The sequence below is a fragment of the Streptomyces monticola genome (assembly GCF_042665355.1).
Taxonomy (GTDB): domain Bacteria; phylum Actinomycetota; class Actinomycetes; order Streptomycetales; family Streptomycetaceae; genus Streptomyces; species Streptomyces monticola.
In genome coordinates this window covers 1-20,852 of sequence record NZ_JBHTCF010000024.1, presented here as the reverse complement: position 1 = coordinate 20,852, position 20,852 = coordinate 1, and the positions used below count along the sequence as shown (strand labels likewise).

Here is a 20,852-nt window from a genome sequence, read left to right as displayed (position 1 = left end):
CCGTGGACGGGTGGACAACAGACAGGCAATCGGATCGTGGCTCTCCGGCCCGCGTCAGGCGGCCGAGGACATGGGTGCCGACTTCGGTTACCGGGGCCAGCAGTTGGGCCTCCCCAAGGAAGGCCCCGGCGCCATCGCCCCGCTCGGCCGGCGCTTCGGCGCCGTCGCCGTCGACTGGGCCCTGTGCATGCTCATCGCATACGGGCTCTTCGCCCAGGGTGACCGCCAGGCCATGGGCAACTGGGCGCTCGCGCTCTTCTTCGTGCTGAGCCTGCTCACGGTCGGCACGGTGGGCTTCACCCCCGGAAAGCGCCTGTTCGGCCTGCGCGTGGTCGCCGAGGGCGGCGGCCGTCTCGGCCTCGGCCGTGTCTTCGTCCGCAGCCTGCTGCTGTGCCTCGCGATCCCCGCGCTGATCTGGGACCGCGACGGCCGCGGCCTGCACGATCGCCTGGCCCGCGCGATCCAGGTCCGGATCTAGCGGGCCAGAGGAAGCCTCCGAAATCCAGCGGTCCGGGGGGAAGCCCCCGAAGGGGCCGCTCACCGTATGACGATGGGGCGCGGGAACTGACCAGTTCCCGCGCCCCATCCGCGTATCACCACGTATCGACAGCCGCGCGTCGGCGCAGCCGGCGCCGTGTCACATCTTCGGGCCGCCCTTGGGCATCCGCATTCCCTTGGGCATCGGGCCCTTGGGCAGCGGCATGTTGCTCATCAGGTCGCCCATGGCCTTGAGCCGGTCGTTGGTCTGCGTGACCTGGGGGCCGGCGAGCACGCGCGGCAGCTTCAGAAGCGTGGTGCGCAGCTTCTTCAGCGGGACCTGGCCCTCGCCGTTGCCGATGATGAAGTCGTGGACCGGTACGTCGACGACGATCCGGGCCATCTTCTTCTTCTCGGCGGCAAGGAGGCCCTTGACGCGGTTCGGGTTGCCCTCGCCGATCAGCACGATGCCGGCCTTGCCGACGGTGCGGTGCACGACGTCCTGGCCGCGGTTCATCGCGACCGCGGGGGTCGTCGTCCAGCCGCGCTTCATGTTGTCGAGTACCGCGGCCGCCGCACCGGGCTGGCCCTCCATCTGCCCGAAGGCGGCTCGCTCGGCCCTGCGTCCGAAGATGATCGCCATCGCGAGGAAGGCGAGCAGGAATCCGAGGATGCCCAGATAGACCGGGTACCCGATCAGGAAGCCGATTCCGAGGAGGACACCAAAGGTGACGATTCCCACCGCGGCAATGACGAGACCGATCTTTGGATCGGCTCGCCGGGTCATCTTGTAAGTGAGGGCGATCTGCTTGAGCCGCCCTGCGTTCGCAGCGTCCGCTGCGTCGTCCTTCCTCGCCATGCCCAGAAGTTTACGTGCCCGGCGATCCGGCTACGACGTGCGGGCCGAGCTAACCGCTTCGAGTACGCGCTGAGCCTCTACCCGGTCCTTGGCACGGCGCCGGTCCTCGAGCACCGAGGACCACGCGTTACGGCGGGCGGTGCGCTGGCCGCTGCTCATCAGCAGCGACTCGACGGCGCGCAGAGCGTCGGTGACGGACGGGATGGCGGTGGCGCGTACGGGCGCGGCCTGCATGTCGGGGGTTCCCCTCTGGACGACCGGATGAGAGTGGAAGTGCGGGGGTGGTACAAGGCGTACTAGCAGGGTCACTGATTGGTGTTACCAGCGCGTGACCGACCGGTCAAACACCGATGAAACCCTGACGAGGAGCCCGGAAAGCCTGACGCGGCCCATGCGGCGCCCCTACCTGCGGGGACCCCATGGGCCGCGTCGTCGTGGCCATTACTGGCCAGTAGTCACTTGTGCGGGAATTCACACGCGCTCGGCGGCCCCGGTGAGGCCGGCCGGTGGCGGCGCGGTCCCGCGCCGCCTCACACCGCCTGCGAAGCCACGTACTCGCCGCGCTTCTCGACCGCCATCTGGAAGAGCCGGCCCGCGCGGTACGAGGAGCGCACCAGCGGACCCGACATCACACCGGAGAAGCCGATCTCCTCGGCCTCCTCCTTCAGCTCCACGAACTCCTGCGGCTTGACCCAGCGCTCCACGGGGTGGTGGCGCACGGTCGGGCGCAGGTACTGCGTGATGGTGATGAGCTCGGTGCCCGCGTCGTGCAGCTGCTGCAGCGCGTCGCTGATCTCCTCGCGGGTCTCGCCCATGCCGAGGATGAGGTTGGACTTCGTGACGAGCCCGGCCGCGCGGGCCTCCGAGATGACCTTGAGGGAGCGCTCGTAGCGGAAGCCGGGGCGGATCCGCTTGAAGATCCGGGGCACCGTCTCGACGTTGTGCCCGAGCACCTCGGGGCGGGACGAGAAGACCTCGGCCAGCTGGTCGGGCTCGGCGTTGAAGTCGGGGATGAGCAGCTCGACCTTCGTGTGGCCGCCCTCGCGCCCCGCGGTCTGCGCATGGATCTGGCGCACGGTCTCGGCGTACAGCCAGGCGCCGCCGTCCTCCAGGTCGTCGCGGGCGACGCCGGTGATCGTGGCGTAGTTCAGGTCCATCTTGACCACGGACTCGGCCACGCGGCGCGGCTCGTCCACGTCGAGCGCCTGCGGCTTGCCCGTGTCGATCTGGCAGAAGTCGCAGCGCCGGGTGCACTGGTCGCCGCCGATGAGGAAGGTCGCCTCGCGGTCCTCCCAGCACTCAAAGATGTTCGGACAGCCCGCCTCCTGGCACACGGTGTGCAGGCCCTCGCTTTTGACGAGGTTGTGCAGGTCCTTGTACTCGGGGCCCATCTTCGCCCGGGTCTTGATCCACTCGGGCTTGCGCTCGATGGGGGTCTGGCTGTTCCGGACCTCCAGGCGCAGCATCTTGCGTCCGTCGGGTGCGACAGCGGACACGTCCGGCTCCCTACAGCTTCGATTCTTCGGCGCCCACCAGGGTACGCCCGTTGTTTGTACGGTCCTATGTCCGGCCCAACCCGTGGACGGCGGCCCGCATTCCCCGGAGGAGCAGGCGGCCCGCCCCGGTCCCAGGGCCCGGTCTCAGGCGGCGGGCTCCGGCTGTGGCTCGCGCACGATCTCGCGCGCCTTGGGCTCGGCGTTCTCCAGAACGTCCCGCAGATGCTTCTCGACCACCGGCAGCACCTCTTCGATGGTGATGTCGCGGCCCAGCTCGTCGGCGAGGGACGCGACGCCCGCGTCCCGGATGCCGCAGGGCACGATCTTGTCGAACTCGGTGTTGTCCGGGTTCACGTTCAGCGCGAAGCCATGCATCGTGACGCCCTTGGCGACGCGGATGCCGATGGCGGCGAGCTTACGGTCCTCACGGCGCTGGCCCGCGTTGGAGGGCGCGTACTCCGGGCCGTTGAGCCGCGGGTCGAACTCCTCGTCCTGCAGCCGCGGATCGAAGTCGAGGGAGAGCCCGCCGAGGCGCTGCTCCACCGGGTCGCCGAGGACCCATACGCCGCTGCGGCCCTCGACCCGGCTCGTCTCGAGGCCGAACTCCGCGCAGGCGCGGATCAGTGCCTCTTCGATACGGCGGACATGCGCGACCACGTCCACGGGGCGCGGCAGCTTGAGGATCGGATAGCCGACCAGCTGCCCCGGGCCATGCCAGGTGATCTTGCCGCCGCGGTCCACGTCGACGACCGGGGTGCCGTCGAGCGGCCGCTCGCTGTCCGCGGTGCGCCGCCCCGCCGTGTAGACGGACGGGTGCTCCAGGAGCAGACAGGTGTCGGGGATCTCGTCGGCGAACCGGGCGGCGTGCACCCGGCGCTGCTCCTCCCAGGCCTCCACGTACTCGACCTTGTCCCGGCCGAAGCCGAGGCGGACGAATCGCAGCTCACTCACGGCAAGCGCCTCCCTGAAAACTTTCACCGTGCACGTTTTGCGCCCCAAGCCACTGTACGGGCCCGCCCGTGGCCCGTACGAGGGACCCGTGCCGGGCCGTATTCGTCAGCCCCGCGCCGGATCCTTCCGGGATCACTCACACGATCGGATGAATGCGGGGCCAAGGCCGCTATGAGAGCGGCCTTGGCCGCTACATTCACGCCGTTCCATGAGGGCTGCACCAGGGCCCGGAAGGCAGGAGACCGCAGAGCTGATGACGGAACGACCCCCGCAGCGCACCCCCAACCGCCAGCTCGCCGGGCTGATCGCCGAGGCCGGGTTCTCCAATGCGGGGCTTGCCCGCAGGGTCGACCAGCTGGGCCTCGAACACGGTCTTGATCTGCGCTACGACAAGACCTCGGTGACCCGATGGCTGCGCGGGCAGCAGCCCCGCGGCACCACACCCGCGCTGATCGCCGAGGTCTTCACCCGCAGACTGGGGCGCCGTCTGTCCGCACAGGACCTGGGGCTCGACGCCTGCGCTCCGGTCTACGCGGGCCTGGAGTTCGCGGCCTCGCCCGAAGAGGCCGTCGACATCGTCAGCGGCCTCTGGCGCAAGGACTCCGGCAGCCATGCCGAACTGCGGAAGATCGCCTTCACTCCGGCGGGACTCGTCGTGCCGAGCCGTGACTGGCTGATCGGCCGGGCCGACGAGCGCGTGGGCCGTGGCGATCCCACTCCGGGCGCCCGGGTGCCCGCGCAGGGGCGGCCCTCCGTGCCACGGCAGCGCACACAGACCGAGCGCGGCCCCGGCCAGAAGGTGACCGGTGGCGACATCGCGGCGCTGCGCTCGGTGGGCGAGCTGTTCCGCGCTCTCGACCACGCCTATGGCGGAGGTCATGCCCGCCAGGCCCTCGTGCGGTATCTGGAGCACGAGGCCGAGCCGATGCTGCGCGGTGTGTACGGCGAGCAGACCGGGCGGCGGCTCTTCGCGGCGGCCGCCGACCTGACCCGGCTCGCGGGCTGGACGTCGTACGACATCGCGGCCCACGGCCTGGCCCAGCGGTACTTCGTACAGGCGCTGCGGCTCTCGCAGGCCGCCGGCGACCGGGCGTACGGCAGCTATGTGCTCGTCACCATGAGCCGTCAGGCGGTCTATCTCGGGCACGGCCGTGAGGCGGTGCAGCTGGCGCGGGTCGCCCAGCAGGGTGTGGGCTCGTCGGCGCCGCCGGTGGTGCAGGCCCTGCTGCATTCGGTGGAGGCCCGCGGGCACGGTGTGCTCGGCGAGGTGCGCGCGAGCACGGCCTCGCTCGTACGGGCCGAGCGTGCCCTCGAAGCGGCCAGGCCGGGTGACGAAGTGCCGCACTGGGCGCGGTTCTTCGACGAGGCGCAGCTCGCCGACGAGTTCGGGCACTGCCACCGCGATCTGCAGCAGTACCGCGCCTCCGCGCAGCACGCGGAGCGCTCCCTGCAGCTGCGGGCGCCCGGCTATGCGCGCTCCCGCCTCTTCTGCCGCGTCGTGCTCGCCTCGGCCCGCCTCGGCCTCGGCGAACTCGACCAGGCCTGCGCGCTCGGCGCCGAGGCCGCGCACCAGGCGTCGGAGATGCGCTCGGCGCGCGCTCTTGAGTACGTACGCGACTTCGAGCGGCGCCTCGAGCCGTACCGGGACGCGGGGCCGGTGCGCGGCTATCGGGACCGGGTGGCGACGTTGGGCTGAGCGAGCCCGAGGGAGCGCCTGTCCGCTGCTACGCGGCCACGGGCACCGTCCGCAGGTCGTTGCGGGGGGCGAGGCCGAAGTCGTCCAGGACCGCGTGGGCCGCGCGCCGCCCCGAGTGCAGGGCGCCCTGGACCGTACTGGTGTCGCGGTGGTCGCCGCACACGTACAGGCCCGCCAGCAGGCGCACTTGGCGTCGCGGGTCGTGCGGCGCGGGCATCGAGGGGACCGCCTCCTGGTCGTGGTGGACGGCGAGCAGCTCCCAGTTCGCCGTGGACGTGCCGTACAGGCCGGACAGATGGGCGCGTACGTCGTCCTCGTCGGGCGGCGGGCCGAGCACCACGGACGAGACGAGCGCACGGCCGGCGGGGGCGCGCGTGGGGTCGACCTCGCTCATCACCGCGGTGTGCGCGACGGGGCCGCCGCGGTCGGCGTCGAGCAGCAGCGCGGGCTCGGCGAGCGGCGGCCGTGGCGCGCTGTGGTGCAGCACGGTCACCGCGTGGAAGGACGGCATCCGCAGGCCGGGCAGGAGCTCCGCGGCCTGCCGGGCGCCGGTCGCCAACACCACGGAGCGGCACGGCAGTTCACCGTGGTCGGCGGTGCGTACGGCGGTGGTGGCGATCTCCACGGCCTTGACCCCGGTGTGCACCGTGCCGGGCGGCAGCGCCGCCGCGAGGAGCGCGGGCAGGGTGCCCGCGCCGCCCTCCGGTACGCACATACGGCCGCGGGCGTAGCTGCGCAGGGCGAGGTCGGCACAGCGGCTCGACGTGTCGAGGCCGGGGTCGCAGAGCAGTGCGGCAAGCAGCGGGCGCAGCAGGCCGTCGACGGTCCTCGCGGGCAGGCCGCGCGCCAGCAGGGCCTGTGCGGCGGGCAGTTCGGGCCGCTTCAGGAGCCGCTCCACGGGCGTGACCGCGAGCCGGGTCAGCGCGGCGCCGAGCCGGGCCTGGTCGAAGGCGCTGCCGAGGAAGGGGCGCTGCGGGCGGGAGACCAGCGGCACCCTGGGGGCGCCTGCCAGAGTGCGCGCCGCGGTGAGCGCGCTCCGTGCGCTCCGTGCGCCCCTCGCGCTCCGGCGGGTGGCCGGGGTGGCACCCCGTGCAGTTCCCGGCTCCCAGGTCCGGTGCACCCGGCCGCCGCTGTGGACCAGGACGCCGGGCGCGAAAGCGCACAGGGGGAGGCCCTCGAGGCCCGGTGTGCGGCGCAGTTCCGGATACGAAGTGGAGAGCAGCCGGCCGATCCGGTCGAGCCGGAATCCGTCGACCTGCTCGGTCGTCATCCGGCCGCCCACATGGGGGGCCGCTTCGACGACGGTGGTGCTCACCCCCGCCCTGGTGAGCTGGAGAGCTGCGGAGAGCCCGGCCACTCCGGCTCCCACGATGACGACGTCCGCCTGTTCCGCGGGCTCAAGCACGTGCCCCTCCCGAGGTTGCGCGGCTGCTGGGGACGTGATGCCCCGACAGGGCCCAGGAATACCCGAGTTCGGCACGAGGGTAGGAGCCAAGTCGGTCAGGAGCAGTCGCGCATTGACCGTGCACGGTCGCACGCGGTCGCACGGGGGGGGGGGGAGTCGGTGGGGGACGGGCGGGGATCGGCCGGGGGCGGCCGGGGGAGTGGCCGGTGGCGGAACGAGGGCCGGAACGAGGACCGAAACAAGGACCGGAACGTAGCCGGGCCGGGCCGCCGGGGGTCAGCGCAGCGCCGCGCGTACCGCCTCGTCGATCGTCGGGAACGCGAAGCGGAACCCCGAGTCCAACAGGCGGGCGGGGAGCACGCGTTGGCTGCCGAGCACATCGCCCGCCATCTCCCCGAGCACCACGCGCAGGGCGGGGGCCGGGGCGGGCAGCAGGGCCGGCCGGTGCAGCACGCGCCCCATCGAGGCCGTCACCTCACGGTTGGTCACGGGGTGCGGCGCCGTCAGATTCACCGGGCCCGACAGCTCCTCCGTGTCGAGGAGATGGCGCAGCGCGGCCACCTCGTCGTGCAGCGCGATAAAGCTCCAGTACTGGCGGCCGTCCCCGAGCCGGCCGCCGAGCCCTGCCTTGAACAGCGGGAACATCCGCCCCCACGCCCCGCCTTCGCGCGCCACGACCAGACCGGAGCGGGCGAAGACGGTCCGCACCCCCGCCTCGACGGCCGGGCCCGCGGCCTCCTCCCACTCCACACACATGGACGGCAGAAAGCCGTCGCCCGCGGGCGCGCTCTCGTCCACCGCGCGCTCCCCGGTGTCGCCGTAGTAGCCGATCGCGCTGCCGCACAGGAACACCCGCGGCGGCTCGTCGAGCGCGGCGACCGCCTCCGCGAGTGCCGCGGTGCCGAGCACCCGGCTGTCCCGCAGCTCCTTCTTGTACGCCGCCGTCCAGCGGTGGTCACCGATACCGGCCCCGGCCAGATTGACCACGGCGTCGCAGCCGGCGAGCGCCGCGGTGCGGACGTACTGCCGCTTCGGATCCCACTCGATCTCGTCGTCGCCCCGGGCCGGGCGGCGCACCAGACGCAGCACCTCGTGCCCGTCATCGGCCAGGGAGCGGGTGAGGGCCGTGCCGATGAGGCCGGAGGCGCCGGCTACGGCGATGCGGTGCGCAGGCTTGTGCATGGACCCATGGTGCCCTCAGTGGGGTGCGCCGTCATGGGGGCTGGCCCCAGCCCCCCCCGAGAGGCGGTCTGATCGATGCCGGGGCGGGCTGATGGAGACCAGGCTGTCTGATTGAGGCCGGGGCTGGCTGATGGAGACCGGGCTGTCTGATTGAGGCCGGGCGGGCTGATTCACGGGGCGACGGGCTGATTAGGGTGGCCCGCATGTCCAACCGTCCCCTCATACGCCACGCCGTTCCCGCCGACGAGGCCGAGCTCGCGCGGCTCGACCGGGAGACCTGGTCGCGGCTGCACGCCGTGCTGCCGAGGCCCGCGCCGAACGCGCCGTTCTTCGACGAGCGGCACGCTCCGGGGGACTATCTCGTCGCCGAGACCGAGGGCCGTATCGCCGGGTACATCCGGCTCGTCGCGCCCACGCCGCTGGCCGCGACCGCCCATGTCCGCCAGATACAGGGCCTCGCCGTCGCCGACCGGGCGCGCGGCCGTGGCATCGGCCGGGCGCTGGTCAGGGCGGCCGGCGCGGAGGCCCGCAGACAGGGCGCCGAGCGGCTCACCCTGCGGGTGCTCGGGCACAACACCCCCGCCCGCAAGCTGTACGAGGCGGAGGGGTTCGTGGTCGAGGGCGTACTGCCGGGCGAGTTCCTGCTCGACGGGGTGTACGCCGACGACGTGCTGATGGGCCGGGCCCTGCACGACTGAGCTCTGTTGTCGGTCGCTTCCCGAAGCCGCCCCCGCGCCGGTCACCTGACCGAGCGGCCCGAGGTGCGGTGTCCCGGCCCGCACAGGAGGGTTGCCGTTATGAGGTCCCCGCTGCCCCCTGCCCCGCACCGGTGCCAGCCCGGAACGCAGGCGTGACCGGCAGCCAGGGGCGTCGCGGGTTCGCCCGGCCGCTGTACAGCGACCGGCGCGGCAGCGACGAGAAGGAGGCGCACTGGAAGCGCGGCGCCCCGCCGCCCAGGTGGGCCCGCTGGCTGCCGACCGTGCTGCTCATCGCCTTCGCCACGCTGCAGGAGCTCACCCCGACCGAGATCGAGCTGAGCTTTCTGCTCGCCGCGACACCACCGCTCGCCGCGCTCGCCTACGGTCCGGTGGCCACCGCCTGCTACGGCATCGCCGTGGTGATCCTCCTTTCGGTGCCCGGCATGCGCGGCGGCCACCCCGGCAGCGGCGACGCGGCCATGGTCGCCTTCGTGGGGCTGCTCAGCGTCGTCATCTCCGTCGTACGCCGCCGTCGCGAGGCCCAGCTGGTGAGCGTGCGCTCCGTCGCGGAGGCCGCCCAGCTGGCGGTGCTCCCACCGCTCGCGCCGCAGGTGGGGCCGGTGCGCTGCGCGGGCCTGTACCAGGCGGCACAGCGCGGGACGCTCGTCGGCGGCGACCTCTACGACGTACGCCAAGGCCCTTACGGGGTCCGGGCGTTGATGGCCGATGTGCAGGGGCACGGGCTCGCCGCCGTGGGCACCGTGGCCGCGCTGCTCGGTGCCTTCCGGGAGGCGGTGCTCGACGAGCCCTCCCTCGAAGGCGTCGCCGCCAAGCTCGACCGGCGCCTGGTCACGGACTCCGCCGACGTGCAGCACGCCGAACTCTTCGCCACCGCGGTGCTCCTGGAGTTCCCGCCGGACACCTCGGTCGTACGGATGCTGTCCTGCGGCCACCCGCCGCCGCTGCTCCTTCGCGGCGGGGCCGTGACGGAACCGGAACCGGAGTCGGGCCCCCCGCTCGGGCTCGGCCTGGCGCATTACGCGGCGCCCCGGGAACTCGTCCTCGCGCTCGAACCCGGTGACCGGCTGCTCGCCCACACCGACGGTGTGACGGAGGCGCGGGACGCGACGGGCTCCTGCTACCCGCTGGTGCGGCGGCTCGCGGCGCTGCCCCTTGAGGTGCGGGAGGGGGAGCCGGCCGTGCTCGCCGATGCGGTGTGGCGGGATCTGCGGTGCTTTGCGGGCGAGGTGGGGGACGACGTGGCCCTGCTGGTGCTCGCACCGTCCCAGCTGCGCTGAGGGGGAGCCGGGAGTCCGGGGGAGCGACCGGCCGCGACGCACCCGCAGGCGGCAGACCGGACTTCCCGCGGACCGGGCTTCCCGCGGAGCGGACTTCCCGCGGAGCGGACTTCCCGCGGACCGGGCTTCCCGCGGACCGGGCTTCCCGCGGACCGGACTTCCCGCGGAGCGCCTAGTCCGCAGGGCCGAAGCGGTCCCACAGTCGCGGGTAATAGCGCGCGAGCGCCGACTCGTCCTCGAAGTCGATCGGCGTGCCCTGCGGCTCCGCGGGCGCGGGCGGGATGCCCAGATCGGGGGCGACCACACCGGTGAGCTGCTCGTAGGCCTCGTCCGCGGCGAACCCGAGCTCCTCGCCGTCGCCGTCGATCTCGTCGTCGAAGTCCTGCACGAGCTCCGCGAGGGAGTCCGGTTCGTGCAGGGCGCCCTCGAAGACCTCCCGGCCCTGGCCGATCAGCCAGCACCGGAAGTAGTCGAAGGCGTCGTCGCTCGCCCCGTCGAGGAGCACGGCGGCCGCGCCCCACAGATCCCAGCGGTAGGCACGGTTGTAGCGGGCCTCGAAGTGCCGCGCGAAGTCCAGGACGGAGTCGGGATCGAGCTGTACGAGCCGCTCCACGAGCAGGTCGGCATGGTCCTCGGGGTCGCCGTCGGCGGCCGCGCGGGTGCTGTCGATGAGCTCCCAGAACTCCGTCTCGTCCATCACGGGACAAGCATCGGCCCTATGGCACACCGGCGCACGCGGAGTGCCGCTCTTGTTACCCGTACGCGCGCAGCCGAATTCGTCGCGCTTACCCGACAGCAGGTGTCGGGTATCGGTGCGAATCTCGACGTATGGAGAAGAAAGCACTGCACGGGAAGATCGCCTTGGTGGCGGGTGCGACACGGGGCGCGGGCCGCGCCATGGCCGTGGAGCTGGGCCGGGCCGGGGCCACGGTGTACGCCACGGGACGTACGACACGGGGGCGGATCAGCGAGGTCGGGCGCGCCACCGAGACCATCGAGGAGACCGCGGAGCTGGTGACGGCGGCGGGCGGCACCGGCATCGCCGTACCCACGGACCACCTCGACGCCGAGCAGGTGCGCGCCCTGGTCGGGCGTATCGACCGGGACCACGGCCGGCTCGACATCCTGGTCAACGACGTCTGGGGCGGTGACATCCACGTCGAGTGGGGCAAGAAGATGTGGGAGCACGACCTCGACAAGGGGCTCAGGGTGCTGCGCCTCGGGATCGAGACCCACATCGTCACCAGCAGCATCGCCCTGCCGCTCCTGGTCAGAAACCCGGGCGGTCTGATCGTCGAAGTCACCGACGGCACGGAAGAGTCCAACAAGAGCTATCGCGAGCCGTTCTACTACGACCTGGCCAAGGCGGCACCGCTGCGGATGGCCCGCGGCCTGGCCGGTGAGCTGGAGGAGTACGGCTGTACGGCGGTCTGTCTGACGCCGGGCTGGCTGCGCTCGGAGGCCATGCTCGACACCCACTTCAAGGTGACCGAGGAGAACTGGCTCGACGGCTGTGAGCAGAACCCGCACTTCGCGATCTCGGAGACCCCGACCTTCGTGGGCCGTGCCCTCGCGGCGCTCGCCGCCGACCCGGACGTACACCGCTTCAACGGACAGTCCCTGTCCAGCGGCGGCCTCGCGAAGGAGTACGGCTTCACGGACGTGGACGGCTCAGCCCCCGACGCGTGGCGCTACATCGCGGAAGTCGAGTCCGTGGGCAAGCCGGCGGACGTCACCGGCTACCGGTAGAGCGCACCGAGGCGCGCCGCGGTGTCGGCGAACCGCTCGCGCAGGGAGGCCGGTTCGAGCACCTCGCACTCCGGGCCGAGGGAGAGCAGCTGCGCGTACGCCACCTCGTCGGACTCGACGGGCAGGGTGATCCGCACCCAGCCCTGTCCGTCGGGCGCCTCGGCACCGTCCAGGGCCTCGCGGACGGAGACCGCGTCGGTGGCGTGCGGCAGTCTGCGCACCCCGGCGGGAGAGAGCCGAAGGACGACCTCGGAGCGCAGGATCGAGCGCGCGAACTGGGCGGCCCGCTCCTCCCAGAAGCCCGGCAGGTCGAAGTCCTCGTCGCGGGCGAAGCGCTCCTCGCCCGCGGCGACGGCCGTGAACCGGTCGATCCGGTACACCCGGTGGTCCGCGTCCGGCACACGGGCGCACAGATACCAGACGCCCGCCTTGAGGATCAGGCCGTACGGCTCCAACTCCCGCTCCACCTCGGCGTCCTGGCTTCCCGCCCCGCGCCGGTATCGGGCCGTGATGCGGCGGTCGTCCCACACCGCGTCCGCGACCGCGGGCAGCAGCTCGGGTGTCTCGGGCTCCCTGAACCAGGCCGGCGCGTCCAGGTGGAAGCGCTGCGACGCCGTCTGCGAGGCGTCCCGCAGGCTGGGCAGCAGCGCCGCGGACACCTTGAGGCGGGCGGCGGACGAGGCGTCCTCCAGGCCCATCTCCCGCAGGGCGCCCGGCACCCCGGACAGGAACAGCGCCTCCGCCTCGCTGCGGGCGAGGCCGGTGAGGCGGGTGCGGTAGCCGCCGATCAGCCGGTAGCCGCCGAGCCGGCCGCGGTCGGCGTACACGGGCACACCGGCCTCGGACAGCGCCTGGGCGTCCCGGGTGACGGTGCGCTCGGACACTTCGAGTTCCTGCGCGAGTTCGGCGGCGGTCATGGACGGCCGGTTCTGCAGCAGGAGCACCATCTTGATGAGGCGGGCGGCACGCATACGGGCATTGTTTCCCCACCCCGCCCCTCCCCGTAACGGGGGCTCCGGCGCAGACAACGGCCCCCGTCGCACCGAAGCGCGGCGGGGGCCGGTCACTCAACGGGAGCCAGGGGCTCAGAGCCCGTACTTCTCCCGGGCCTCCTTCACGGCCGAGGCCGAGACCTCACCGCGGCGGGCCAGCTGCGCCAGCGCGGCCACCACGATCGACTCCGCGTCCACACCGAAGTGGCGTCGCGCGGCGTCGCGCGTGTCGGACAGACCGAAGCCGTCCGCACCGAGCGACGTGTAGTCCTGCTCGACCCACTGCGCGATCTGGTCCGGCACCTGCCGCATGTAGTCGCAGACCGCGAGCACCGGCGAGGTGACACCTTCGAGCGCCTCGCGGATGTACGGCGTCCGCTCCTCACCGCGCAGGAGCGCCGCGTCGGCCTCCATCGCGTCGCGCCGCAGCTCCGTCCAGGAGGTCGCGGACCACACGTCCGCGCCCACGCCCCACTCGGAGGCGAGCAGCTGCTGCGCCTTCAGCGCCCAGTGGATGGCCGTACCGGCCGAGATCAGCTGGGTGCGCGGGGCGTCGTCGGCGACCGAAAGCCCGGCGGACTCGGCGGTGTTGAAGCGGTACAGACCCTTCACGATGCCCTCGTCGACGCCCTCGGGCTTCGCGGGCTGCGGCATGGGCTCGTTGTAGACGGTCAGGTAGTAGAAGACGTTCGAGTCCACACCGGGGGTGGGCTCCCCGTACATCCTCTTCAGACCGTCCTTGACGATCGCCGCGACCTCGTACGCGAACGCCGGGTCGTACGACAGCGCCGCCGGGTTGGTCGCCGCGATCATCGGCGAGTGGCCGTCCGCGTGCTGCAGACCCTCACCGGTCAGCGTCGTACGACCGGCCGTGGCGCCGACCAGGAAGCCCTTGCCGAGCTGGTCGCCGAGCTGCCACATCTGGTCGGCCGTGCGCTGCCAGCCGAACATCGAGTAGAAGATGTAGAACGGGATCATCGTCTCGCCGTGCGTGGCGTACGCGGTCGACGCGGCGATGAAGTCGGCCATCGAACCGGCCTCGGTGATCCCCTCGTTGAGGATCTGGCCGTCCTTGGCCTCGCGGTAGTACATCAGCTGGTCGCGGTCGACCGGCTCGTACGTCTGGCCCTTGGGCGAGTAGATGCCGAGCGAGGGGAACAGCGACTCCATGCCGAAGGTGCGCGCCTCGTCGGGGACGATCGGCACCCAGCGCTTGCCGGAGGTCTTGTCCCGCATCAGGTCCTTGGCGAGGCGTACGAAGGCCATCGTGGTCGCCATCGACTGCGAGCCCGAGCCCTTGTCGAAGGCGGCGAAGGCCTTGTCCGCCGGGGCGGGCAGCGGCTCGACCGCGTGCGTACGCCGGGCCGGGGCCGGGCCGCCGAGCGCCGCGCGGCGCTCCTGCAGGTAGCGGACCTCGGGGGAGTCGGCGCCGGGGTGGCCGTAGGGCACCACGCCGTCGACGAACTGGCTGTCGCTGATGGGCAGTTCAAGAAGGTCACGCATGTTCTTGAACTCGTCGGTCGTCAGCTTCTTCATCTGGTGGTTCGCGTTCTTCGACGCGAAGCCCTCACCGAGCGTGAAGCCCTTGACCGTCTGGGCCAGGATCACCGTCGGGGCGCCCTTGTGCGCGAGAGCGGCCTTGTACGCGGCGTACACCTTGCGCGGCTCGTGGCCGCCGCGCGACAGCTGGAAGCACTCCAGGATCTTGTCGTCGCTGAGCAGCTTGCCGAGCTCGACGAGGGCCGGCTCGCCCGCGAAGAAGTGGTCGCGGATGTAGGCGGCGTCACGCGTCTGGTACGTCTGGATCTGCGCGTCCGGCACCTGGCGGATACGGCGGACCAGGGCGCCGGTGGTGTCGAGCTGGAAGAGCTCGTCCCAGGCGTTGCCCCACAGGGACTTGACGACATTCCAGCCGGCGCCGCGGAACTGGGCCTCCAGCTCCTGCACGATCTTGAAGTTGGCGCGCACCGGGCCGTCGAGGCGCTGCAGGTTGCAGTTGATGACGAAGGTCAGGTTGTCCAGACCCTCGCGCGAAGCCAGGGCGAGTGCCGCCGTCGACTCGGGCTCGTCCATCTCGCCGTCGCCGAGGAACGCCCAGACGTGCGAGTCGGAGACGTCCTTGATGCCGCGGTTGGTGAGGTACCGGTTGAAGCGGGCCTGGTAGATCGCGGAGAGCGGGCCGAGGCCCATCGACACGGTCGGGAACTCCCACAGCCACGGCAGGCGGCGCGGGTGCGGGTAGGACGGCAGGCCGTCGCCGCCGGACTCACGGCGGAAGTTGTCGAGGTGCGCCTCGGTGAGGCGGCCGTCCAGGAAGGCGCGGGCGTAGATGCCGGGCGACGCGTGGCCCTGGATGTAGAGCTGGTCGCCGGAGCCGTCCTGCTCCTTGCCGCGGAAGAAGTGGTTGAAGCCGGTCTCGTAGAGCCAGGCTGCGGAGGCGAAGGTGGCGATATGGCCGCCGACGCCGTACTTGGAGCCGCGGGTCACCATGGCCGCCGCGTTCCAGCGGTTCCATGCGGTGATCCGGCGCTCCATCTCCTCGTCGCCGTCGATGACCGGCTCGGCGGAGGTGGGGATGGTGTTGACGTAGTCCGTCTCCAGGAGCCGGGGCAGGGCGAGGCCCGCGTCCTCGGCGTGCTGGAGGGTGCGGCGGAGCAGGTACTCGGCGCGATGCGTACCGGCGTGCTCGCTCACGGCGTCCACGGACGCCGCCCACTCGGCGGTCTCTTCCGGGTCGCGGTCCGGCAGCTGGTCGAGCTGGCTCGGAAGCTTGCCTACGGGGTCGGTCATGATCGACGCCTTCCGGACAGGTTCTCCCGCAGCGGCGCGGAAGAGGGGGTGGAGATGGCCCTATCTGGCAGGACAGGGTGGTGGGCTGGGTGCAGCCCGCCGTCGACTGTAAGCAACTGATCGATGATCGATCAAAGGGTTGAAGGGAGAAATTTGTCTACGTCGAGAAATTGGCACCGCGTGCCGTGGCTTTGGGCACGCGGTGTCGCCTAAAGCGGGGCAAAGTGGACGCTACTTTGGGGCGGGTGGGGTGCATGTGAGCGTCACTTGTGCATGTGGACGTCGGCCCGCGTGCCCGGCGATCGCGCTCCGCGCTCGTCCTCAAACTCCCCCAGCTACCGCTGGTGGTGCCCCCAGGGCGGGCTCAATTCAGGTAATCGCCGGGCGAGCTCGCATTGCGCCACCGACGGGCAGACCGACGGTCAGGCCCGCGGCGCGCAGCCGAGCACGTGCACCTTGACCAGCTCGCCGATCCGCGGATCGCGGCGCCGGAACGCGGCCACCAGCTCCTCGTGCTCCTCCGCGTACGACTGCTGCTGGGTGCCGAGCCACCTGATCGACAGGGCCGTGAACACCTCGATGCCCAGACCCTCCCAGGTGTGCAGGAGCACCGAATTGCCCGCGGCGCGCACCAGCTCACGGTGGAATCCGACGGTGTGCCGCACCTGGGCCGTGCCGTCGGCCAGACGGTCGGCTTCGTAGAGGGCCGAGACATGGGGTTCGAGCGCCGAGCAGTCGTCGGCGAGACGGTCCGCCGCGAGTTCGGCGGCGATCTGCTCCAGGCCGGCCCGTACCGGGTAGCTCTCCTCCAGATCGGCGGCGGTCAGATTGCGTACCCGTACGCCCTTGTTGGGGGCCGACTCGATCAGCCGCAGCGATTCGAGCTCGCGCAGCGCCTCCCGCACCGGGGTCTGGCTGACCTCGAGCTCGACCGCGATCCGCCGCTCCACGATGCGCTCGCCCGGCTTCCAGCGGCCGCTGACGATCCCCTCCACGATGTGCTCGCGGATCTGCTCGCGCAGCGAGTGGACGACGGGCGCGGTCACGGCCGGCCCGGGGCTCGGACTCATCGGTGGTGGCTCCTCACGCAGGTGCGATGCCATGACGATACGCGTAGCTCTTTGTCCGGGTCCTACCGCATCGTGAGGCATCGGTCACGTAGCGGTGCCGGGTGGCGTCGGGGAGGAGGGCGAAACACGCGGATCAAGCCAATCCTGAAGGCGCTCGGGGCAACCTCAACGTATCTGTGGCCAGGGTCACTTGAGGTTCGTATATTCGGCGCCCACCTGCACCGTGGACCGACGGGGGGACGGAGTGTCCGGGTTCGAGCCGCTGAACTATCTTGTGTCCGAACTGACCTTGGAGGACAGGCTCGCGCTGCGCTCCCTGCTCGGTGCCCGGCTGCGCCGGCGAGGCGGGCCCCCGGTGATCGAGCTGGTCGGCGTGCGGCCGGCGGAGGCGGACCGGTTTCTGAATCGTCTGTACCGGCGTCATCTGCGCCTTATCCCGGTGAACGCGCCGACGCTGCCGTTCGAGGCGACGGACGAGCGCGACAAGCAGGCCCTGCGGCAAGACGTCGTGAACTGTCTCTGGTATCTGTCCACGCGGGCACAGGGGCTCGGCTGCTATGTACGCAACCGCCCGCAGATCAAATTTCCGCGGTTCACTCTGGGCTTCCTCGTGTACCAGTGGGCGCAGAACCGGGACGTGAAGGAACTGGCGACCATCGCCAAAGGGCTCCAGACCGTGCGACAGGTGCAGGACGCCCCGCAACCCGCCCCGGAGGGGATCTCCGCCGCACTGCTCGGCCTGGGGACGCCGGGTGCGCTCGCCGCGCTCGGCCTCGAGCTCGCCTATCTCCTCGTACCGGGCAACCGGCACCGCAAGGGCGTGCGGTGGTGGGGCAGGACTCTGGACTCGCCGTCCCGCTGGCTGCACCGGCCGCGCGGTGGCGTTCTGGAGTACATGTACAACCTTGTGGCGGCCGGCGTCGACGACCGCGACCGTCCCCTGGAGGCGTTGCTCGCGGCAGCGCTCCTGGCCGATCTGGACGCCTACTACAACGCCTTGCGCAGATGGAATCGCGACCGGCTGCCGCTCGTCCTGGTGCCCGGCTCGCACACCCCCGGGGGCAAGGCGCTCCTGCGGGCCTTCCGGGGCGCCTATCAGCGGGTGTACGACCCGCTCAACGCGCGGTGGTACCGGCCGGTGACCCGCCCTGTCGTCATTGCCGTCGGCGAACAGGCCGGCGTGGGCGCCGAGAGCCTGAGCACGGTGGAGCAGCGGCTGAAGGAGTGGGCGCCGCGGCCCGGCCAGAGGGGACCCGAGCGATGGATGCTGCGAGCGGTGGTTCCGCCGCAGCGTGAGGGGGAGCAGTGAGCAACGCAGGCAATGGAGCGGACCGACGTGCGCGGCCCGCGGTGGGCCCGCTGGGGCTCCTCCTGATCGTCGTGATCGCCGGGTTCGGCCTCTACCTCCTCATACGCTTGCTGGTGGACTGGCTGCAGCCACCACCTCCCTGCAAGGACGGACTCTTCGACGTCCATGGCGAGTGCGTGGGTGTCACGGACAACGCCGACCGGTTCAAGCGGGACCCGGACCACTTCCCCGAGGGGCTGTCCGAAGTCTCCGAGCGCATCCGGGAGCAGAACGCCAGGGCGGAGCAGGGGCTGCACGCCACCATCGCCCTGGAGATCCCGATGACCTCGCCGTACGAGCGCAGGCAGCGGGAGATTCTGCATCAGGTGCAGGGCGCCTACCTGGCGCAGTACCGGGCCAACCAGGAGAGCGGGCAGATCGCCGGGCCACCGAAGATCCGCCTTGTGTTCGCCAACATCGGTGAGGACCGCAAGAGTTGGGACGTCGTCCACCCGAAGCTGGCCGAGCTCGCCAAGTCGGGTGAGGACAACCTCCGGGTGGCCTTCGGTTTCGATCTGAGCGTGCAGGAGACGCGTGACGCGCTGGCCGACCTCACCACGAAGCACCGCATACCGGCCGTGCTCGGTCCTTCCACGGCCGACTCCGTGTCCAACGCGCGCACCGGCGAACCGGAGTTCCCCGGCCTCGCCCGGGTCGCGCCCACCAACTCCGAACAGGCCGCCGCCCTGGTCAACTTCGACCGGGAACTGCGCGTGGAGAAGCGGCTCAGCCTGGAGAAGGCCGTGCTCGTCGCGGACACGGTGGAGGGCGACGACTACGTCGCGAGCTTGCGCGAGGCCTTCCGCGCTTTGCTCAGGAAGTCGCCGCACCCGGAGAAGACGTACAAGTCCACCGGGTCCGACGCGGACGGCGTCCTCGGCGGCGAGTTCCGGCGCTTCGCCAACAACATCTGCGCCGCGGACCCGGAGATCGACACGATCTACTTCGCCGGCCGGGTGGTCCAGCTGCAGCAGTTCATCTCGGCGCTCGGCGAACGTGACTGCCCGACCCGCCGGTTCACCCTGGTCAGCGGCTCGGGTGCGTCCACCCTCTATGACGCCAAAGGCCTCGACTGGGATGCGATCAAGGGCGATCCGGAGCGCGGCCGCAAGGGCATCAACGTGCGCTACACCTCCAACGCGCACAAGGACGCATGGACCGCCAAGGGTGCCCCGAAGACCGGGGGTTCGGCGGCCGACGTCGAGGCCCTGGTCCAGCTCGCCGACCCCAGGACCAGGCCCGATGCAGTGGGGCGGATCGGCGAGGTGGACCTGATCGACTCACGTATGTACGTCGTCCACGACGCCGCCCTGACCGCCATCAAGGGCATCAGGGAGCGCATGGCGGACGAAGATCTCATCGACGGCAAGGAGCTGCCGACGGCCGACCAGATCAGGGACGACTGGGACCGGCTGCAGGGGCAGACCATGGTGCGCGGGGCGAGCGGCTGGATCTGTCTGGACTCGTCCGGCAATCCGTACGACAAGGCGGTGGTCGTCGTGGAGCTCGATCCGAGCGACGGCAAGGTCGCGCAGCAGGCCCGGCGCACCCGGTTCCTCGGACTGGCCTGGCCCACCGGGCAGCCGCCGAACGTCGACAAGGCGAAGGGCTGCCAGCCGACGGCCGACTGACGACGGCCGACTGACGACGGCGCACGGCCGCCGTGGCGGGAAGGCACACGGCCGTGCCGTGAACGCCGGAGCAACGGCGAAGGCCCCGCCGGGACGCGATGTCCCGGCGGGGCCTTCGGTGTGTACCGCTTACCGCTGAGCGAGCCAGCAGGTTCAGAGGCCCAGCTCGACCTCGAACTCGCCCGCCTCCAGGATCTCCTTGACCGTGGTCAGGTAGCGGGCGGCGTCGGCGCCGTCCACCAGACGGTGGTCGTAGGAGAGTGTCAGGAACGTCATGTCCCGGATGGCGATGGTCTCGCCGAGGTCCGGGTGGTTGACGACCACGGGACGGCGCACGGTGGCGCCGATGCCCAGGATGCCCACCTGGTTCGGCGGCACGATGATCGTGTCGAACAGCGCGCCGCGCGAGCCGGTGTTGGAGATGGTGAAGGTCGCACCGGACATCTCGTCCGGGCTGATCTTGCTGGTGCGGACCTTGCCCGCCAGGTCGGCGGTGGCCTTGGCGATACCGGCGATGTTGAGGTCACCGGCGCCCTTGATGACCGGCGTCATCAGACCCTTCTCGGAGTCCACGGCGATGCCGATGTTCTCCGAGTCGTGGTACGTGATGGTGCCCTCGTCCTCGTTGATCCGGGCGTTGACGACCGGGTGGGCCTTCAGCGCCTGGGCCGCGGCCTTCACGAAGAACGGCATCGGGGACAGCTTGACGCCCTCACGGGCGGCGAAGGAGTCCTTGGCCTTGGCGCGCAGCTTCATCAGCTTGGTGATGTCGACCTCGACCATGCTGGAGAGCTGGGCCTGGCCGTGCAGCGCCTTCATCATGTTGTCGCCGATGACCTTGCGCATGCGGGTCATCTTGACGGTCTGGCCGCGCAGCGGGGACGCCTCGATGGCCGGAGCCTTCGGGGCGGACGCGGCGGCGGCCGGAGCGGCGGACGGCGCCGCGGCGGCGGCCTTCGCGGCCTCGGCGGCGGCGGTGACGTCCTGCTTGCGGATCCGGCCGCCGACGCCGGTGCCCTTGACGGTGGACAGGTCCACGCCGTTCTCGTTGGCCAGCTTGCGGACCAGCGGGGTGACGTAGGCGCCGTCGTCGGCCGGGGAGGACGCGGGCGCGGCGGGCGCCTCAGCGGCCGGAGCCGGCTGAGCGGGGGCGGCGGGCGCGGGAGCCGGGGCGGCGGGCGTGGCCGGAGCCGGTGCCGGAGCCTCGTGG

At 71.5% G+C, this 20,852-nt stretch carries 18 protein-coding genes; 7 read left to right on the top strand and 11 right to left on the bottom strand.

The annotated features are described in order from the left end of the window. Positions 1 to 10 precede the first annotated feature (10 nt). Positions 11 to 478 (top strand): RDD family protein, encoded by a 468-nt coding sequence (locus ACFQVC_RS36565; RefSeq protein ID WP_381838895.1) that lies wholly within the window; start codon positions 11 to 13, stop codon positions 476 to 478. A 159-nt stretch (positions 479 to 637) separates the two neighbouring features. On the opposite strand, the gene ACFQVC_RS36560 is transcribed toward ACFQVC_RS36565, so the two are convergent. From ACFQVC_RS36560 to lipB, 4 genes are all read right to left on the bottom strand, one after another. Beyond that, positions 638 to 1,336: a DUF4191 domain-containing protein gene (locus ACFQVC_RS36560; RefSeq protein WP_381838893.1), complete on the bottom strand. Its 699-nt coding sequence runs from the start codon at positions 1,334 to 1,336 to the stop codon at positions 638 to 640. A gap of 30 nt (positions 1,337 to 1,366) precedes the next feature. Further along, positions 1,367 to 1,570 carry an SCO2195 family GlnR-regulated protein gene (locus ACFQVC_RS36555; RefSeq protein WP_381838891.1) on the bottom strand — a complete coding sequence of 68 codons (204 nt, stop codon included), beginning with the start codon at positions 1,568 to 1,570 and terminating at the stop codon, positions 1,367 to 1,369. A 296-nt stretch (positions 1,571 to 1,866) separates the two neighbouring features. Beyond that, positions 1,867 to 2,832, bottom strand: a complete 966-nt coding sequence (gene lipA / locus ACFQVC_RS36550; protein ID WP_381838889.1) for a lipoyl synthase — start codon at positions 2,830 to 2,832, stop codon at positions 1,867 to 1,869. 144 nt (positions 2,833 to 2,976) lie between these two features. After that, positions 2,977 to 3,783: a lipoyl(octanoyl) transferase LipB gene (gene lipB / locus ACFQVC_RS36545; RefSeq protein WP_381838887.1), complete on the bottom strand. Its 807-nt coding sequence runs from the start codon at positions 3,781 to 3,783 to the stop codon at positions 2,977 to 2,979. Positions 3,784 to 4,036: 253 nt separating this feature from the next. On the opposite strand from lipB, the gene ACFQVC_RS36540 reads away from it, so the two are divergent. Then, positions 4,037 to 5,479, top strand: a complete 1,443-nt coding sequence (locus ACFQVC_RS36540; protein ID WP_381838885.1) for a regulator — start codon at positions 4,037 to 4,039, stop codon at positions 5,477 to 5,479. A gap of 28 nt (positions 5,480 to 5,507) precedes the next feature. Here the strand turns inward: ACFQVC_RS36540 and ACFQVC_RS36535 are convergent, their stop codons facing one another. Then, positions 5,508 to 6,884 carry an NAD(P)/FAD-dependent oxidoreductase gene (locus tag ACFQVC_RS36535; protein ID WP_381838883.1) on the bottom strand — a complete coding sequence of 459 codons (1,377 nt, stop codon included), beginning with the start codon at positions 6,882 to 6,884 and terminating at the stop codon, positions 5,508 to 5,510. Between the two features lie 276 nt (positions 6,885 to 7,160). After that, positions 7,161 to 8,066 carry a TIGR01777 family oxidoreductase gene (locus tag ACFQVC_RS36530; protein WP_381838882.1) on the bottom strand — a complete coding sequence of 302 codons (906 nt, stop codon included), beginning with the start codon at positions 8,064 to 8,066 and terminating at the stop codon, positions 7,161 to 7,163. 203 nt (positions 8,067 to 8,269) lie between these two features. Between ACFQVC_RS36530 and ACFQVC_RS36525 the strand changes: the two genes are divergently transcribed. Together ACFQVC_RS36525 and ACFQVC_RS36520 are read left to right on the top strand one after the other, a co-directional pair. After that, positions 8,270 to 8,764, top strand: coding sequence for a GNAT family N-acetyltransferase (locus ACFQVC_RS36525; RefSeq protein ID WP_381838880.1), 495 nt, complete (start codon positions 8,270 to 8,272; stop codon positions 8,762 to 8,764). Between the two features lie 191 nt (positions 8,765 to 8,955). Further along, on the top strand, positions 8,956 to 10,062 hold the full coding sequence (locus ACFQVC_RS36520) for a PP2C family protein-serine/threonine phosphatase (RefSeq protein WP_381839114.1): 1,107 nt from the start codon (positions 8,956 to 8,958) through the stop codon (positions 10,060 to 10,062). A gap of 172 nt (positions 10,063 to 10,234) precedes the next feature. On the opposite strand, the gene ACFQVC_RS36515 is transcribed toward ACFQVC_RS36520, so the two are convergent. Continuing rightward, positions 10,235 to 10,759: a DUF4240 domain-containing protein gene (locus ACFQVC_RS36515; RefSeq protein ID WP_381839111.1), complete on the bottom strand. Its 525-nt coding sequence runs from the start codon at positions 10,757 to 10,759 to the stop codon at positions 10,235 to 10,237. Between the two features lie 131 nt (positions 10,760 to 10,890). On the opposite strand from ACFQVC_RS36515, the gene ACFQVC_RS36510 reads away from it, so the two are divergent. Continuing rightward, entirely contained in the window at positions 10,891 to 11,811 is a 921-nt protein-coding gene (locus tag ACFQVC_RS36510; RefSeq protein WP_381838878.1) for an SDR family oxidoreductase, read from the top strand. On the opposite strand, the gene ACFQVC_RS36505 is transcribed toward ACFQVC_RS36510, so the two are convergent. From ACFQVC_RS36505 to ACFQVC_RS36495, 3 genes are all read right to left on the bottom strand, one after another. After that, on the bottom strand, positions 11,802 to 12,782 hold the full coding sequence (locus ACFQVC_RS36505; RefSeq protein ID WP_381838876.1) for a helix-turn-helix transcriptional regulator: 981 nt from the start codon (positions 12,780 to 12,782) through the stop codon (positions 11,802 to 11,804). The two genes, ACFQVC_RS36510 and ACFQVC_RS36505, sit on opposite strands and share 10 nt — an antisense overlap. 114 nt (positions 12,783 to 12,896) lie before the next feature. Next, positions 12,897 to 15,593, bottom strand: a complete 2,697-nt coding sequence (gene aceE / locus ACFQVC_RS36500) for a pyruvate dehydrogenase (acetyl-transferring), homodimeric type (protein WP_381838874.1) — start codon at positions 15,591 to 15,593, stop codon at positions 12,897 to 12,899. 422 nt (positions 15,594 to 16,015) lie between these two features. Next, the gene (locus ACFQVC_RS36495; RefSeq protein ID WP_381839108.1) at positions 16,016 to 16,639 is read right to left on the bottom strand and encodes a GntR family transcriptional regulator; all 624 of its coding nucleotides are present in this window, start codon (positions 16,637 to 16,639) and stop codon (positions 16,016 to 16,018) included. Positions 16,640 to 16,907: 268 nt separating this feature from the next. On the opposite strand from ACFQVC_RS36495, the gene ACFQVC_RS36490 reads away from it, so the two are divergent. Both ACFQVC_RS36490 and ACFQVC_RS36485 read left to right on the top strand, forming a co-directional pair. Beyond that, positions 16,908 to 17,972, top strand: coding sequence for a hypothetical protein (locus ACFQVC_RS36490; RefSeq protein ID WP_381838872.1), 1,065 nt, complete (start codon positions 16,908 to 16,910; stop codon positions 17,970 to 17,972). Beyond that, on the top strand, positions 17,969 to 19,642 hold the full coding sequence (locus tag ACFQVC_RS36485; RefSeq protein ID WP_381838870.1) for an ABC transporter substrate-binding protein: 1,674 nt from the start codon (positions 17,969 to 17,971) through the stop codon (positions 19,640 to 19,642). The genes ACFQVC_RS36490 and ACFQVC_RS36485 overlap by 4 nt, the downstream gene beginning before the upstream one ends. Positions 19,643 to 19,795: 153 nt before the next feature. Here ACFQVC_RS36485 and sucB read toward each other — a convergent pair. Beyond that, positions 19,796 to 20,852, bottom strand: a 1,057-nt coding sequence (gene sucB, locus ACFQVC_RS36480; RefSeq protein WP_381838868.1) for a 2-oxoglutarate dehydrogenase, E2 component, dihydrolipoamide succinyltransferase, incomplete at its 5' end; no start/stop codon positions are given.